The 14,344-nt window shown below is 62.5% G+C and carries 11 protein-coding genes and 1 pseudogene; 7 read left to right on the forward strand and 5 right to left on the reverse strand.

All coding sequences use genetic code 11. From position 1 onward, the window contains the following. The first annotated feature begins 210 nt into the window (after nucleotides 1–210). The 6 genes from GON09_RS27565 (at nucleotide 211) to GON09_RS27595 (ending at nucleotide 8,706) form a co-directional block, all read left to right on the forward strand. Nucleotides 211–1,344, forward strand: a complete 1,134-nt coding sequence (locus GON09_RS27565; RefSeq protein WP_213935114.1) for an amidohydrolase family protein — start codon at nucleotides 211–213, stop codon at nucleotides 1,342–1,344. Between the two features lie 16 nt (nucleotides 1,345–1,360). Next, nucleotides 1,361–2,332: a PDR/VanB family oxidoreductase gene (locus GON09_RS27570; RefSeq protein ID WP_213935257.1), complete on the forward strand. Its 972-nt coding sequence runs from the start codon at nucleotides 1,361–1,363 to the stop codon at nucleotides 2,330–2,332. A gap of 88 nt (nucleotides 2,333–2,420) precedes the next feature. Then, nucleotides 2,421–3,587: an acyl-CoA dehydrogenase family protein gene (locus GON09_RS27575; protein WP_213935115.1), complete on the forward strand. Its 1,167-nt coding sequence runs from the start codon at nucleotides 2,421–2,423 to the stop codon at nucleotides 3,585–3,587. After that, nucleotides 3,584–4,756 carry a thiolase family protein gene (locus GON09_RS27580; RefSeq protein ID WP_213935116.1) on the forward strand — a complete coding sequence of 391 codons (1,173 nt, stop codon included), beginning with the start codon at nucleotides 3,584–3,586 and terminating at the stop codon, nucleotides 4,754–4,756. Before GON09_RS27575 ends, GON09_RS27580 begins: the two co-directional genes overlap by 4 nt. 59 nt (nucleotides 4,757–4,815) lie before the next feature. Next, a complete protein-coding gene (locus GON09_RS27585) occupies nucleotides 4,816–5,172 on the forward strand; it encodes a Rieske (2Fe-2S) protein (RefSeq protein ID WP_213935117.1) in 357 nt (118 codons plus the stop codon). A 222-nt stretch (nucleotides 5,173–5,394) separates the two neighbouring features. After that, nucleotides 5,395–8,706: a protein kinase domain-containing protein gene (locus GON09_RS27595; RefSeq protein ID WP_244867062.1), complete on the forward strand. Its 3,312-nt coding sequence runs from the start codon at nucleotides 5,395–5,397 to the stop codon at nucleotides 8,704–8,706. Here the strand turns inward: GON09_RS27595 and GON09_RS27600 are convergent, their stop codons facing one another. Continuing rightward, complete coding sequence (locus GON09_RS27600) at nucleotides 8,707–9,411, reverse strand: FadR/GntR family transcriptional regulator (protein WP_213935119.1); 705 nt, start codon at nucleotides 9,409–9,411, stop codon at nucleotides 8,707–8,709. A gap of 525 nt (nucleotides 9,412–9,936) precedes the next feature. Beyond that, nucleotides 9,937–10,264 (reverse strand): annotated as a pseudogene (locus GON09_RS27605) (transposase); the annotation flags it as partial. A 279-nt stretch (nucleotides 10,265–10,543) separates the two neighbouring features. Here GON09_RS27605 and GON09_RS27610 point away from each other — a divergent pair. Next, nucleotides 10,544–11,398, forward strand: a complete 855-nt coding sequence (locus GON09_RS27610) for a hypothetical protein (RefSeq protein WP_244867063.1) — start codon at nucleotides 10,544–10,546, stop codon at nucleotides 11,396–11,398. On the opposite strand, the gene GON09_RS27615 is transcribed toward GON09_RS27610, so the two are convergent. The 3 genes from GON09_RS27615 to GON09_RS27625 form a co-directional block, all read right to left on the reverse strand. Further along, a complete protein-coding gene (locus GON09_RS27615; protein ID WP_213935120.1) occupies nucleotides 11,358–11,741 on the reverse strand; it encodes a WhiB family transcriptional regulator in 384 nt (127 codons plus the stop codon). The two genes, GON09_RS27610 and GON09_RS27615, sit on opposite strands and share 41 nt — an antisense overlap. 228 nt (nucleotides 11,742–11,969) lie before the next feature. Next, nucleotides 11,970–13,001 (reverse strand): zinc-dependent alcohol dehydrogenase, encoded by a 1,032-nt coding sequence (locus tag GON09_RS27620; RefSeq protein ID WP_280521712.1) that lies wholly within the window; start codon nucleotides 12,999–13,001, stop codon nucleotides 11,970–11,972. 47 nt (nucleotides 13,002–13,048) lie between these two features. Continuing rightward, entirely contained in the window at nucleotides 13,049–14,344 is a 1,296-nt protein-coding gene (locus GON09_RS27625) for a four-carbon acid sugar kinase family protein (protein WP_213935122.1), read from the reverse strand.

Genomic DNA, 14,344 nt, shown 5'->3' on the forward strand with positions numbered 1-14,344 from the left:
ATCGAGGCGGTATTGTGATGCACATTACACGCTATTAGATCTAACATATTCATGTTTAGTGCGTCAATGTCGAAGGTGGCGCCGACTCGGCACCCGCCGCATCAGCGCACCGTGGGGCTGTGACGCAGGTCTCGACAGTCCCAGATAAGCGCTGTAAGGTAGATAACATAATGCTATTTAAAGCATCGCCGTCCGAGACAAGGAATGTCTATGACCACCACACATGCTGCCCCCGCCGTCGACGAGAAGGAGTTGTCGCTGTCGATCATCGATTCCGACGTTCATCCCTACATGGAAAACGGGCTGGCAACGTTGGTGCCGTACATGAGTACGGCATGGCAGAAACGCATCGGCGCCGGATTGGGCGGCGGTCACTCGGTAGCGTCCTCGTTCCACCTGCCGTTGGACTACCTCTACATCAACTCCTCCGGCGGTATGCGCGCCGACACCGCCCGCCCCGGCATGTCACCGGCTACGGACCCGGCTTTCACCGCCGAACAGCTTCTGGACGGACGCGGTATCGACCGCGCGATCCTGCTGTCCGGACACCTGCTGGGCATCGGCGCGATGCCGGACCCGCAGGTCGCCGCCACCATTGCTTCGGCCTACAACGACTGGATGTGTGAGCACTGGCTCCAGTTCGACAAGCGCTACCGCGGTGCGCTGGTCATTGCCCCTCAGGACCCGGAGCTTGCCGTCAAGGAAATCGACCGGATGGCGAACAAGCCCGGGATCGTCGAGATCCTCATGCCCCTGCACGACATCCTCATGGGCGAAAAGCATTACTATCCGATCTACGAAGCAGCGCAACGCCACAGCCTTCCGATCTGCGTCCATCCCAGTGGCACCGAGAACGTCTATGCGCGTGCACCGCGTATGGCCGGGACCCCCACCTTCTATATCGAATGGCACGCATTGCTCGGTCAGATCCACCAGGCAAACACCGCAAGTCTTCTGTGCCACGGCGTATTCGAACGATTCCCGGAGCTCAAGATCGTCGTCGCCGAGGGTGGGATCGCATGGATCGCAGAGCTCACCTGGAAACTGGACGCCGACTGGTACGGCCTGCGTGACGAAATCCCCTGGGTCAAGCGCCATCCGAGTGAGTATCTGAACGAGAACATGCGCTTCACCACACAACCGTTCGTCGAGCCGCCCAAGAAGCAGCATCTGACCGCTCTGATGGACATGGTCAACGCAGAGAAGATCCTGATGTTCAGTTCCGACTACCCGCACTGGAACTACAACGACCCCACCAACGTCTTCACCGGTCTGCCGGAGGATCTCCAGCACCGGATCATGGTCGACAATCCGAGGGAGTTCTACGGTGACCGCATCAACTGAGCTCGATTCCGCTGCCATGAATGAACTGCTGACGACAAGCGACGCTGAAGTCGATCTCGACCTTACGGTCAGCGACCGCCGGATGCTGACGGCCGACATCGTGGCGTTGGATCTGGTGTCCAGTACGGGGGCATTGCTCCCCGTCTGGGCACCGGGGGCCCACCTCGAGATGAATCTCGACAACGGCTTGTCCCGTCAATACTCTCTGTGCGGCGACCCGACGGACCGCCGGACCTGGACCATTGCGGTGTTACGTGAGCCGGACAGCCGCGGAGGCTCCGACTACATCCACGACCACCTGTCGGTCGGGTCGAAGGTGAAAGGGCGCGGACCGCGCAACAATTTCCCGCTCGAGCAAGCACGGACATACAAGTTCGTCGCCGGCGGGATCGGTGTCACGCCCATCCTTCCCATGATTCGCGTCGCCGAGACCTCCGGCATCCCGTGGACTCTGCTGTACGGAGGACGTTCGCTGGAGTCGATGGCGTTTCAGGACGAACTCGGCCGATACGGCGACAAGGTCACTCTCTGGCCGCAGGACACCCACGGCCTTCTCGACCTGGCATCCGAGCTCGGCACACCCGAGCCGGGTGATGCGGTCTACTGCTGTGGACCCGAACCCCTGCTGGAGGCGGTCGAACGACAGTGCGATTCGGTATGGCCCGCGGGAGCCCTGCACGTCGAACGCTTCCGCGCCGACCTTCCGGACCTGACGCACGCGCGCCCGATCGAAGTCGAACTCGCGCAGTCGGGTATGACCCTCAATGTTCCTGCCGACAAGAGCATTCTCGAGGTCCTGACGGCTGCCGGCATCGAAGTCGATGCCTCGTGTGAGGAGGGTACGTGCGGTACGTGCGAGGTGGTCGTTCTCGAAGGTACGCCGGAACACCACGACGTCGTGCTGACAGAACGCGAACGCGAGCGCGGTGATTGCATGATGATCTGCGTTTCCCGCGCCAAAGGTTCTTGTCTCAAATTGGATCTGTGACCGGACTTCCCACATTCATCATTTGTTATTGAAATAATCTCTACCGCAACAGGATCGGTCTGCTTGCGCTGGACAGACAAGGAAATCGATGGCTTTCGAATTGGACTCTGCATACCGTGCCATCCGTGACGAGGCACTCGAAGTGGCAGCTGCGGCCGAACCCTTCGCCGTCGAGGCCGACGCGATGAGCACCGTTCACGACGGCGTGCGCAAGCTGCTCGCCGACAGTGGCCTGTGGCAACTGACCGTCCCCGGTAGATGGGGAGGTCGATTCGACGCGGTCGACCCGCTGGCGGTCTGCGTCGTGCGCGAAGTTCTGATGGGAACCTCCGCACACCTCGACTCCCTTTTCGCCTTGCAAGGAATCGGCAGTTTCGGACTGGCGCGCGCAGGTAACGACGAGCTCCGCGACCGGTGGATACCCAAGGTGGCATCCGGTGAGATTCTCGCAGGCCTCGGACTCACCGAACAGGACACCGGTTCCGACCTGAAGAACATCGTCACCCGGGTAGAGCGCGACGGTAACCGTCTCGTACTCAACGGCAACAAGTCGTTCATCTCCAACGGAGGTGCCGCAGGCTTCTACAGCATTCTTGCGCGCGAAGACGCAGGACTGAGCCTGTTCCTCGTCCCGGGCGACGCCCCAGGACTCACGGTGACTTCCACCCCGGAGATCATTGCTCCGCACGTCCTGGCAGAACTCGAGTTCGACAACGTCGAGGTCTCCGAGACCGACCGCATCGGTGATCCCGGAACCGCGATGGACCACGTGCTCGCCACGCTCGCCGTATTCCGGGTATCGGTGGCAGGCGCGTCCATCGGCCTTGCACAGGCAGCCCTCGAGGAGGCTGCCCGGCACGCAGGCACGCGGGTTCAGTTCGGACGACCACTTGCAAAGCTCGGCGCCGTCGCCGATATGCTCGGTGCTTCCTGGGCGGAACTCGAGGCGGCCCGGTTGTTGACCTACAAGGCAGCCGACTCCGCGCGCGTGGATCCGGCGGCATCGATTCATCTGAGTTCCATGGCCAAGTTGGTGGCAAGTGAGGTCGCCGGCAACATCACCGACCGCGCGGTACAGATTTCCGGCCGGTTCGGACTGGTCCGCGATTCCAAGCTCGAGCGACTGTACCGGCAGGCCCGCCCGATGCGGATCTACGAAGGATCGTCGGAGGTTCTGCGGCTCGGTATTTCGAAGACTCTTGTCGCCAATGTTCTGGCGGACGCGTCCGGGGCAACCGAAGGACGGAAACGATGAGCCGCGATGTGGCGCATGACGCCGTCATCGTCGATGCGGTTCGATCACCGGTAGGTCGGGGTCATGCCGAGAAAGGCGTGTTCCGCGATGTCCACCCTGCCGATCTTCTCGGTCAATGCTTCGAGGGCGTGATCCAGAAAGCCGGCATCGATCCGATGGTCGTCGACAACGTCATCACCGGTTGTGCCAATCAGATTGCATTTCAATCGTCGGGCATCGCCCGCACGGCATGGCTACAGAAGGGGTTGCCACCGTCCACCGGCGCAACAACGGTGGACATCCGATGCGGATCCGGTCAGCAGGCAGCGCACTTCGCGGCATCGTCGATCAATTCCGGCATCGACCGGGTAGTTGTGGCAGCGGGAATCGAACACATGGGCCGCAACGGTTTCCGCGTGCATCAGGGCACACAGGAACAGTGGGGACAAGCCTTCACCGACGAACTCCGATCGCGGTACCCGCTGGTGTCCCAGGGTATCGCTGCGGAAAGGTTGGCGGATCGGTACGGGATCGACCGTGTCGAGATGGACGAGTTCTCTGCGCTGTCACACCAGCGTGCCGCTGCAGCGGCACGTGATGGCCACCATGCGCGGGAAATTCATCCCATTGATGTCGACGGTACGAAAATCGAGGCCGATCAGGGAATCCGACCTGACTCGACGGTCCGATCGCTCGGCGCGTTGAGGCCCGTCTTCTCGGAGAACGGCAAGGTCACTGCCGGCAATTCCTCCCAGATCTCCGATGGCAGCGCCGCAGTGCTCCTGGCCGGTGCCCAGCGCGCGCAGGAACTCGGACTCCGGGCTCGCGCTCGGGTCGTGGATCAAGTCGTTCTGGGAGTCGATCCCGTCGACATGCTGACCGGACCGATTCCGGCCACCGCCCGGATCCTGGAACGCAACAATCTGACGATCGGCGACCTCGACGTGATTGAGATCAACGAGGCGTTCGCATCGGTGGTGCTGGCGTGGCAACGCGAGTTCCGGCCGGACATGGATCGGGTGAATTCGTGGGGTGGCGCCATTGCGATCGGTCATCCACTCGGCGCGACCGGTGCCCGACTCCTGACGACAATCGTGAATCGGCTCGAGAGCACCGATTCGAGGTTCGGCCTGGTGACCATGTGCTGCGGGGGTGGCCTAGGTACGGCCACGCTCATCGAGCGGTTGTGACAGACCTTCTTCTTTCGGTCCCTCGCGCGGGATCGGCCCTATCCGAATAGGAGTACGAAATGACACGTCATGTGATCGGCAAACTGGACGAGTTCCCGGATGACACCCGCAAGGTCGTCGAGATCGAGGGCACCGAAATCGCGGTCTTCAACGTGAACGGCACCCTGCATGCGATCCGCAACTCGTGCCCTCACAAGGGTGCGCCCTTGTGCACGCTTCCCCCCACCGGGATGATGCTCGAAAGCGCCCCGGACACCTACGAGTGGGGTCGGGAGGGCGAGATCGTGCGTTGCCCCTGGCACGGGTACGAGTTCAACCTCGCGGACGGCAAGTCTGTCATTGCGCCCAAGCTGAAGATGCGAGCACGTGTGTACAAGGTCGATATCGACGACGAAGAGGTTGCGGTGTACACTTGAGGCTACTACCGCTCGCCCCCGTTGGTCGGCGCGTACCCTTGACACAGAACCCCCGGAGGGAAAGAGTCCTTCCGGAGGGAACGATCCCTCATCATAACGGTCGTCTCGTCATCCGCTGACGAGGAGGTCAGAGGAGTCACTGTTGGGAAGGCGCTGTACCACCGGGGCGCGACCCCCGACCGTCACCTCTGTGGTCGCTCGCAAGAGCGTCAGGTGAGTTCGATGGTTTCTCCGGATGCCGACCGGACACAACGCGGCGAATCACCTTCCATCGACGCCGAGCTGGATGTACTCGGCCTGATCGATGCACACGAAATCGGACGCGGCGGATTCGGGGTGGTCTACCGGTGTCTCCAACCGGACCTGGACCGCACCGTCGCCGTCAAGGTGCTGACACAGGATCTGGACGAGGCGAACCGGTCCCGATTCCTGCGTGAACAGCGCGCCATGGGAAGACTGACCGAACACCCCAACATCGTTACCGTGCTGGAAGTCGGGGTCACTGCAAGCGGTCATCCGTTCATCGTGATGCCCTACTACCCGCTGGGCTCGCTCGATGCGATGATCCGCCGTTCCGGCCCGTACACGGTCGACCAGGCTTTGCGTCTGGGAGTGAAGATGGCCGGTGCCCTCGCCTCCGCTCATCGGCTGGGGATCCTCCATCGTGACGTCAAGCCCGGCAACATCCTGCTGTCCAACTACCGCGAACCCGCGTTGACCGACTTCGGGATCGCACATATCTCCGGCGGTTTCGAAACCACCAAGGATGCGATCCTGGCATCGCCGTCGTTCGCGTCCCCTGAAGTCCTCGAGGGTGCCCCGCCCACCGAGGTATCGGACGTCTACAGTCTGGGCGCAACCCTGTTCTGCGCAATGACGGGTCACGCCGCGTTCGAACGCCGTAGCGGTGAGCAACTCGTCGCCCAGTTCATTCGTATCACCAGCAGGCCGATTCCCGACCTGCGAGAACAGGGCATCCCCGGGGAGCTCGCGGCGATCATCGAGCAGGCCATGGCCCGTGATCCCTCCGACCGACCGAGTGGCGCAGAAGTGTTCGGCGAGGAGCTACGCGAGATTCAGCGGCGCACCGGACTCGCCGTCGACGACATGGCCCTGCCCGACGACCACGGAGAACCGCCGGCGGTCCGGCCATCCTCCGGTTCCAGCCTCTCCGAGCTCAGACCGGCACATACCCCCGCCCTGGTCGCCGGATCCGTGGGAAACCTACCCCTGGACGCAACCAACTTTGTTGGTCGTCGGGACGAACTCGACGCTGCAAGGACAATGTTCGACACCACGCGGCTTCTCACCCTGACCGGCATCGGCGGAGTCGGAAAGACTCGGCTGGCATTGCACATTGCGGGGGAGATGCGTGACCGGTTCCCCCATGGGCTCTGGCTGGTCGAACTCGGCGAAGTACTCGATCCGTCATTGGTGCCGAATGTCATCGCCGAGTCCCTCCGCCTGCGCGTCCGCACTGCGAATCCGACACAGGAAATAGTCGAGTTCCTCGCGCCCAGACAGCTCATGCTCGTTCTGGACAACTGTGAGCACCTGATCGATGCAGTCGCAGAATTCGCTCGATCCGTGATCCGAACATGTCCGGATCTCACGATCCTGGCAACGAGCCGAGAACCTCTGAACATCGCCGGGGAATCGGTGAGGCGAGTTCCTTCCATGGCTGTACCCGACCCTGAACATGAACCGGAAATGATCGGGACTCCCGCCTACGACGCGATCTCACTGTTCGAAGATCGAGCAGCCGCCGCTGTGCCGGGGTTCGCGCTTTCCGACGAGAACCTCGACAGTGTTGTTCAGATCTGCCGCCACCTCGACGGGCTACCCTTGGCCATCGAACTCGCAGCGGCCCGATTGCGTGCGATGTCGGTCGACCAAGTGCTTCAGCGGCTGAGCGACAGATACAAGCTGCTCACCCGGGGAATCAGAGGAGCACCGACCCGCCAGCAGACTCTCAGGTCGTGCATCGAGTGGAGTTACACACTCTGCACTCCCGTCGAGCAACAGATCTGGGCCCAGATGTCCGTCTTCTCCGGAAGTTTCGATCTTGACGCCGCGTTGCATATTTGCCTCGAAGACCTGTCGTTCGACGATCTGCTCGATGTCATCTCCTCCCTGGTGGACAAATCGATCTTGATCCGTGATGAGGACGGCGGGCAGGTCCGATTCAGGATGCTCGAGACCATTCGCCAATTCGGACGAGAGAAGACGATCGAATCCGGTGAGTACTCGACACTTCGTCGCCGCCACTACGATCTGTATCGCCAGTTGGCAATGGACGCGGAAGCCGACTGGATCGGTAGCCGCCAGATGGACTGGCTCACCCGCCTGGATCGAGAACAGTCCAACCTGCGGGAAGCTATGGAGTTCGCGCACCTGGACTCCAGCGGAGTTCATCCCGACGCCGCACTCGAGCTTGCGCTGGCACTCTTTCCGTTCTGGTTCGCGCGGAATCTCTTCAGCGAAGGGCGGTACTGGCTGGATCGCGCGCTGGGTTCCAGTCGTGAGCGATCCTCACTGGAGCGGGTCATGGCAATCTGCTGCAACAGCGTGCTGGCGGAGTTGCAAGGCGACCTCGAGGCCGGCGCCGGTCTGATCGCGTCTGCACAAACACTGAACGCCGACCTGGACGACCCGATCGCCGACGCATACCTCGCGCACGGAGAAGGCCTGTTGTCTCTGTACAGCGGCGACGCCCCTGAGGCATCTCTGCATCTGGAGAAGGCAGTCCGGTTGTTCGAGTCGAGTAATAGAACCAGAGTTCTGGTGTGGTCCCAGTTCATGCTCGGCGTCTCGTACGAGCTGAGAGGTCTTACCATCCAGGCAATGTCATGCTACGAACAGGTCCTCGCAATCACCCAGTCTCGCGGCGAAACGGTATACCGCTCGTACTGTCTATGGGGGCTCGGTGTGGCACAGTACCGACAGAACGAGACGAGCCGTGCAGCGAACTCGATCAACGAGTGCCTCCGCCTCTGCAAGCTTGTGGGTGAACCGCTCGTTGCCGCCGTAGCCCTCGAGGTGCTGGCTTGGATCGCGAATGACGACAGGAATCCGGAGCGAGCAGCGATCCTGCTCGGTGCTGCGGAATCACTCGGCTCCCAGGTTGGGAGTTCTCCGCTCTTGTTCCATGACCTCCGCACCTATCACGTCGAATGCGAACGCTCGACGCATGAACAATTGGGAGCCAACGTATTTCGTGCGCGCCGCAGGAAGGGGGCGCGCATGGGTCTCGGGCCGGCCATCGAATACGCGCTTGCCGAAAGTCGTCAGGAGACAGACCACCCGGACGCGGCTGCGCATCATCTCACCGAAGACGAGAGACGGATCGCGGAGTTGGTGACGAAAGGCGTGTCGACCCGCGCCATCGCAACGAACCTCTCACTCTCGCAGCAAACCGTGCAGAGTCAGGTCGAAGCAATCTTTGCCAAACTGGGCGTGCGGTCCCGGAGACAAATCGCGGCGTGGGTTCGGGCGCACCGTAACCAGACAAGGCCACCGGCAACGCCAGGATGATCAGGTTCCGAACATTTCCCAGGTCAGGACTTGATCCAGCACCTTGGGATACTTCCGTTCGAGATACTCGCGGGTCTCGCCCATGTGTCGGATCATGAGTTCTCGGGCAAGCTCCTCGTCGCCATCGTCGATCGCGTCACAGATTTCATCGTGGACCGCCGCGACGTGCTTACGTGACGCTTTGCTGTAAGTCACGCCGAGGCGAGCTCCGTCGATGATCCAGTCGAGAGAGTTCAGGAAGTAGGTGATCAGAGGATTTCGGGAGCCTTCCGCAACCAGTTCATGGAACCGATGATTCTCGTAGAGGAACTTTTCTTCGTCGGCGAGGTTGGTTTGCATCGAATCGACCGACTGGCGCAGCCCGTCAAGGACGCGCTCATCTCGGTTCTGCGCGCACAATGCAGCAGCAATCGGCTCGATCTGCTCGCGGGTCTGCAGTACCGACCGGAACGGAGTCTCAGAGAACTGCATCATCAATGCAAGGGTGCTGGCGAGGTGTCGTGAGTCCGGGGACGCAACCGCCGGTCCTCCTCTACGGCCCGGACGGATTGTGATCACGCCCTGCTGTTCCAATATCCGCAGAGCTTCGCGTAGTGTAGAGCGACCCACCCCGAGTTCCTCGTACATCTCGGACTCGATCGGGAGTGGATCGCCGGGCTTCAATCCGTCTTCACGAATCTTCCGCACGATGCGTTGAGCAGTCATCTCTGCTCGTTTCGGCGGCATCTCCGGAAGGCGGGTTCGGGGCGTGACATCCCGAAACAACGGTAGGATTTCGGTTGCCCCCTCGACTGCCTCAGTCGCTCGACGGCTTGCCAATGTCCTGGTCCGAGAGAACCCAGCGGTCCGCGAGGGCTTGGACAGAGGCTTATCAGGCATATGTTCATCCTACAATGACGCCCTATCGTTGTAGCTACCTCCAGGTGCTCATCGATGCCGCCGGTCGCTGGTGGCGGTCACGAGGCGAGGGAGCGGGCGATCTGCGCGATCGCCGCGTCGAAGCACTTGCGGCCGCCGGCGCCGGGGAATTCGAACCGCCATCTGAGCAGTGCGGGATCCTGCCGGGCGGAATGCCCAGCTCACCGGTGATACCGGCTCGGGTTCAACTCTTGCGGGCGGCCATGCCCAGCAGCAACGCGACCTGCAAGATGGGCACTGTGTACACGCGATGGGGGCGTTCCCCCAGAGAGTGGACATCAGTTTCTATGCGGCGGTGGCCAGCGTAGCCGATTAATGTTCGAAGTCGATCGGACAGATTTGACCGAGGGTGGAGTGCCTTCGTTTCGTGTTGTAGCGCGTGACCCAGCGGAACACGGCAGTACCTGCTTACGGCACCGTTCCAGCGTTTGCGGCCCTGCAGCGTCTCCCGTTTCAACGTCGCGTTGAACGACTCCGCTGCAGCGTTGTCCGCCGACGTCCTGACCGCACCCCGCGACCGGATCACTCCCAACTCACGGCACACGGCGGCGAACTCCGTCGACGCGTATTGGGCCCCGTTCTCGCTGTGAAAGATTGCGCCGTCCAACCCACCGGCACCGCGCACCTCGCTTGCCGGGCGGCGGCACGGATGCCCCGTCCGCGGGCGCGCAGTTCATGAATCGCCGTCGTTTGGCGGGGCAGTGGGCGCCTACCAACACATCGAACCGATGACAAGACGACCGTCAGAATTCCAGATGCGTGTTGCAACGATCAGTGGAGACCACCATGCTCGACAGGCCCATCCCGAACGATTCCGGGCATCGGGTCGAGGACCGAAGATTCTGAACCTGCCCACCGAAGCCTGGATCAACAAACCGGCCACCTCGACATCGAAGAACTCGTCGAAGCGATCACCGACGTGCTCAAACCGCGGGGCAGCGCCTTCGGCCTGTTCATCGACGAAATGCAGGACCTCGACACCGACCTGCTCTCGGCGCTGTTGACCGTCCAGCACCGGGCCAGTCAACGCGAATGGCCGTTTTTCCTCATCGGTGCCGGTCTTCCCAACCTGCCTGCCGTCCTGGCCGAGAACCGCTCCTACGCCGAACGTCAGTTTCTATACAGCACAGTCGGTCCCCTCGACAAAGACGCCGCCGCCGATGCGCTGCGGATCCCCGTTCGTCACCACGGAGGTGACTTCACCGACGACGCGCTCGACGTGCTCGTCACCGCCAGCGGCGGCTACCCGTACTTCCTGCAGGAGTACGGCAAGGCCATCTGGAATCTTGCACCGGAGGCACCCTTCCAAGTAGAAGATGCAGAACTTGCCGTCGAGGTCGGGCGGCGCCACCTCGATGAAGGCTTCTTTCCTTCCCGGTGGACTCGGGCAACGGACAGGGAACGCCGCTACCTGAGGGCCCTCGCGGCCACCGGTGAAGATGCACCTCGGTCGGGCAAGGTGGCCGAGCTGATGGGGACGACAGCCAGCGGTGTCAGCGATGTGCGTGAAACCGCCATCAAGAAGGGCCTGATCTGGGCGCCCGAGCACGGTCGGATCGCGTTCACCGTGCCCGGCATTGCGGTTAACGCCGACAGCGACTTGGGTACGAGTGGCCAGCCATCGTCGGCGATCTCATCCCGGTCGAGACTGACCCGTCGGTATGCCGACTGGACGTCGCTGCTCATCTCAAGGGGGCTTGTAAGTTGCCCAACGTCGGTGTCGGATTCGACATTTAGTTGTTCACGGCGGCCGTCGATCGCGACGTGTACCTAGTGGTCGGGGGCGTTGCCGCAGTAGCAGACGTGTTGACGCATGCAGATCTGTCGGAATTCGTTGCAGCCGATCGCCGTTCTAGACCGCGTTCTCGTTCGGTCGTCCCTCCCCACACCCCGTACGGCTCGCGATGGGTAAGAGCATGGGAACGACACGGCTGTTGAACAGGGCATGCGCTACAGATCGCTTTGGCGAAGTCTTCCCGGCACTTCCGGGTAGCTGTATCTTCGTGTTCAGCGGCGAAGAATAGTTCTGCACTCATCACCTGGCAGTGGGCAAATCGTTGCCAGTCTCGACGTTCCACGGGCGGTCTGACGCCATTAGGTGTTGATCTAGGACGCATGAATCAGTGAACTCCATGAGCGGGTACACAGGGCGAATGTTTCCGCGTGGTGGTACATGGGAGAGCGTGTCACGCTGGAGTTGAGCATGAGAGCAATCAGCCGCCCCTCCAGAGTCGCTGAGAAGGGGCGGCCGATCAGTGTCGGCCGCCAGGAGTTTCCGGCCGACGTGCCAATCATCTTCAAAATATCCGGCCAAAGATGATCAGCAAGTCTTGGAAGTCTGGGTTCTAACCAAGCCCCGGAACGAGCAGTACCTTGCAGGCATCGCCGGTGAGAAGTTCGACCGCTTCGTCGATCTGACTGAGTTTCATCCGGTGGGTGATCAGCCAGTCGAGGTCGAGCCGTCCGGAATCGAGTAGCAGCAGGCTCTGTTCCCAGGTCTCCCACAGCCGCCGCCCGAAGATCCCGCGCAGGGTAATGCCCTTCTTATTGATGTAGGCGGCGATGTCGATGTCGATAGGGCGGCTCGGGTGGCCGACCGTGACGACAGTCGCCTCGCGGCGAACTGCCTCCAACAACGTGTTCAGGGCCGACGGGGCGCCCGAGCATTCGAAGGCGACGTCGAATCCACCGCGCTTTCCGGTAAGTTCCCGACACCGTTCGACGACGCCGTCTCCGGGGGCGAGGGCGGTGACGCCGAGCTTGGTGGCCTGGGCGCGGCGGTATTCGTTCGGTTCGACAACGACGGTGTAGGCCGCCCCCATCAGCTGTGCCAGGTGTGCGAGCACCAGGCCGACCGGGCCAGCGCCACTGATCAGTACGGCACGTCCTGCCACCGAGTAGTTGGCTCGTTGGATGGCGTGGACGGCGACGCCTGCCGCTTCGAGGAGAGCGCCCGACTCGAACGACAACGCGGCGGGCAGCTTTACGCAGATCCCGGCCGGCACGCTCATGTATTCGGCGAAGAGCCCGTCGATGTGCATGCCGATGATCCCGGTTCGTTCGCACGTGTGCGCATCCCCGGTGCGACAGGGAAAGCACTCGCCGCAGGTGAGGTGACTTTCCAGCGCCACTCGATCGCCGACGGTCAGTCCGGTGACCCCGGGCCCGACTTCGACGACAGTTCCCGCGCCTTCGTGACCGAGGATGACGGGCAGGTTCAGATTGAATGCCTGCGCGGACGGTGTCCACTCGTAAAGTTCACGATCGGTGCCGCACAAGGACGCCGCTGCGACCTCGATGACGACGTGGCCGTCGCCGGCCTTCGGGTCGGCGGCGTCGGTGACGTAGTCGACGCCGCGTTGTGCTGCTGATTTCATTACCGCTCTCACGGGTTGCCTTCTTTCTCTCGATCTGGAGGTCTGGTTTATGCGGGGAGGTGGCCGGCGAAGCGGCGCAGGATGTGCGGGGGGCCGACTTGTCCGCCCTTGAGGAGCAGTCGGCATCCTGCGACGGGTGCTGCGTCGTCGCTGTGGCAGATCGGCCCGGCGGTGACGAACTGTTCGGCGACCCGTAGTTGCGCCACGCCCATGGCGATCAGGGCGTGGCTCGAGGTGTCGCCGCCGAAGACGGCGATGTCGTGGGTCAGGCCAGCGGACGCCATTCGGGCGGCGAGAGAACCGATCAGAGTTCCGACATGGGCGGGGTCGACCGGTCCGAGGTTCGAGAAGCGTGGGTCGTCGGATCCTCGGGTGGTGTGCACCACGACATCGTGGCCGGCGGACAGTGCCGCCGACACCGCCGCGTCGAGGGCGGCCAGTTGCTGAGGTTCGGAGGACGCCAACAGGGAGGGCGGTACCGGCACCTCGACCCAGCCATGGTCGAGGGCGTCGGCGATCTGCTGCGCGGTCACACTCGACGCCGAGGCGCTGACCGCCAGGACCGGGCCGCTGGCGCGGTGGGGGTCGGAGGTGGTGGGGGTGCGGTGTCCTACGGTGCGGGCGAGGGCGGACATGATGCCCCCGGATCCGACGACGATGGCCGGGGTCGATCGGGCCGGATGCGTGCGGAGGGTCCCGGCGACGGTGTCGAGGTGGGTGTCGTTGACAGCGTCCACGACGAACGCCGGTCCGCCCGCGACGCGGTGCTGTTCCCATGCCTGGGTGAAGGTGCCGTCGTCGTAGGTCGGCAGCTGGATCGCACCGGGGATGGTCTGGGTGCCGAACTGCTCGGCCAGGATTTCGCGTAGGTCGGCCTCGTGCATCGGAGTGGAGGGATGGGTGGCCATGACCGGGTGTCGGTCCAGTCGGTAGATCTGTCCGTCGTAGGTGGCGTAGTGATGACTGAACGCGGTGAACCGGCCGAATCCTGGCTGCGCCGGCACCACCGGGATGGGTCCGTGCTCGGGAAATTGTTCGTGGATCAGCTCGATTCCGCGGCCGATGCTGCCGAGCTTCGGTGAACTGTCGAACGTCGAGCAGACCTTGTACAGCAGTACCTCAAGATCGAGTTCGGCGATGCGGGCGAGATCGCGGCGTACGTGTTCGTCGAAGGCCGTTCCACCGAGGGACCGCGCCGGCCCGGCGATACCGACGACGTCGGCGTCGGTGGGTAGTGCTGCGTCGCCGATCACGAGAACGGCATCGAGTCCGTATCGATGTGCTTGTGCGAGCACGTCGCTTGCGCCGGTGAGATCGTCGGCGACGAATCCGAAGGAGGCCAT

Source organism: Rhodococcus sp. B50, assembly GCF_013602415.1.
Lineage (GTDB): Bacteria > Actinomycetota > Actinomycetes > Mycobacteriales > Mycobacteriaceae > Rhodococcus.

Coding starts and splice junctions, on each gene's coding strand:
- GON09_RS27575 (WP_213935115.1), top strand. CDS start 2,421: ATGGCTTTCGAATTGGACTCTGCATACCGTGCCATCCGTGACGAGGCA.
- GON09_RS27615 (WP_213935120.1), bottom strand. CDS start 11,741: ATGCGTCCTAGATCAACACCTAATGGCGTCAGACCGCCCGTGGAACGT.
- GON09_RS27620 (WP_280521712.1), bottom strand. CDS start 13,001: ATGAAATCAGCAGCACAACGCGGCGTCGACTACGTCACCGACGCCGCC.
- GON09_RS27565 (WP_213935114.1), top strand. CDS start 211: ATGACCACCACACATGCTGCCCCCGCCGTCGACGAGAAGGAGTTGTCG.
- GON09_RS27625 (WP_213935122.1), bottom strand. CDS start 14,344: ATGGCCTCCTTCGGATTCGTCGCCGACGATCTCACCGGCGCAAGCGAC.
- GON09_RS27585 (WP_213935117.1), top strand. CDS start 4,816: ATGACACGTCATGTGATCGGCAAACTGGACGAGTTCCCGGATGACACC.
- GON09_RS27570 (WP_213935257.1), top strand. CDS start 1,361: ATGAATGAACTGCTGACGACAAGCGACGCTGAAGTCGATCTCGACCTT.
- GON09_RS27580 (WP_213935116.1), top strand. CDS start 3,584: ATGAGCCGCGATGTGGCGCATGACGCCGTCATCGTCGATGCGGTTCGA.
- GON09_RS27600 (WP_213935119.1), bottom strand. CDS start 9,411: ATGACTGCTCAACGCATCGTGCGGAAGATTCGTGAAGACGGATTGAAG.
- GON09_RS27595 (WP_244867062.1), top strand. CDS start 5,395: ATGGTTTCTCCGGATGCCGACCGGACACAACGCGGCGAATCACCTTCC.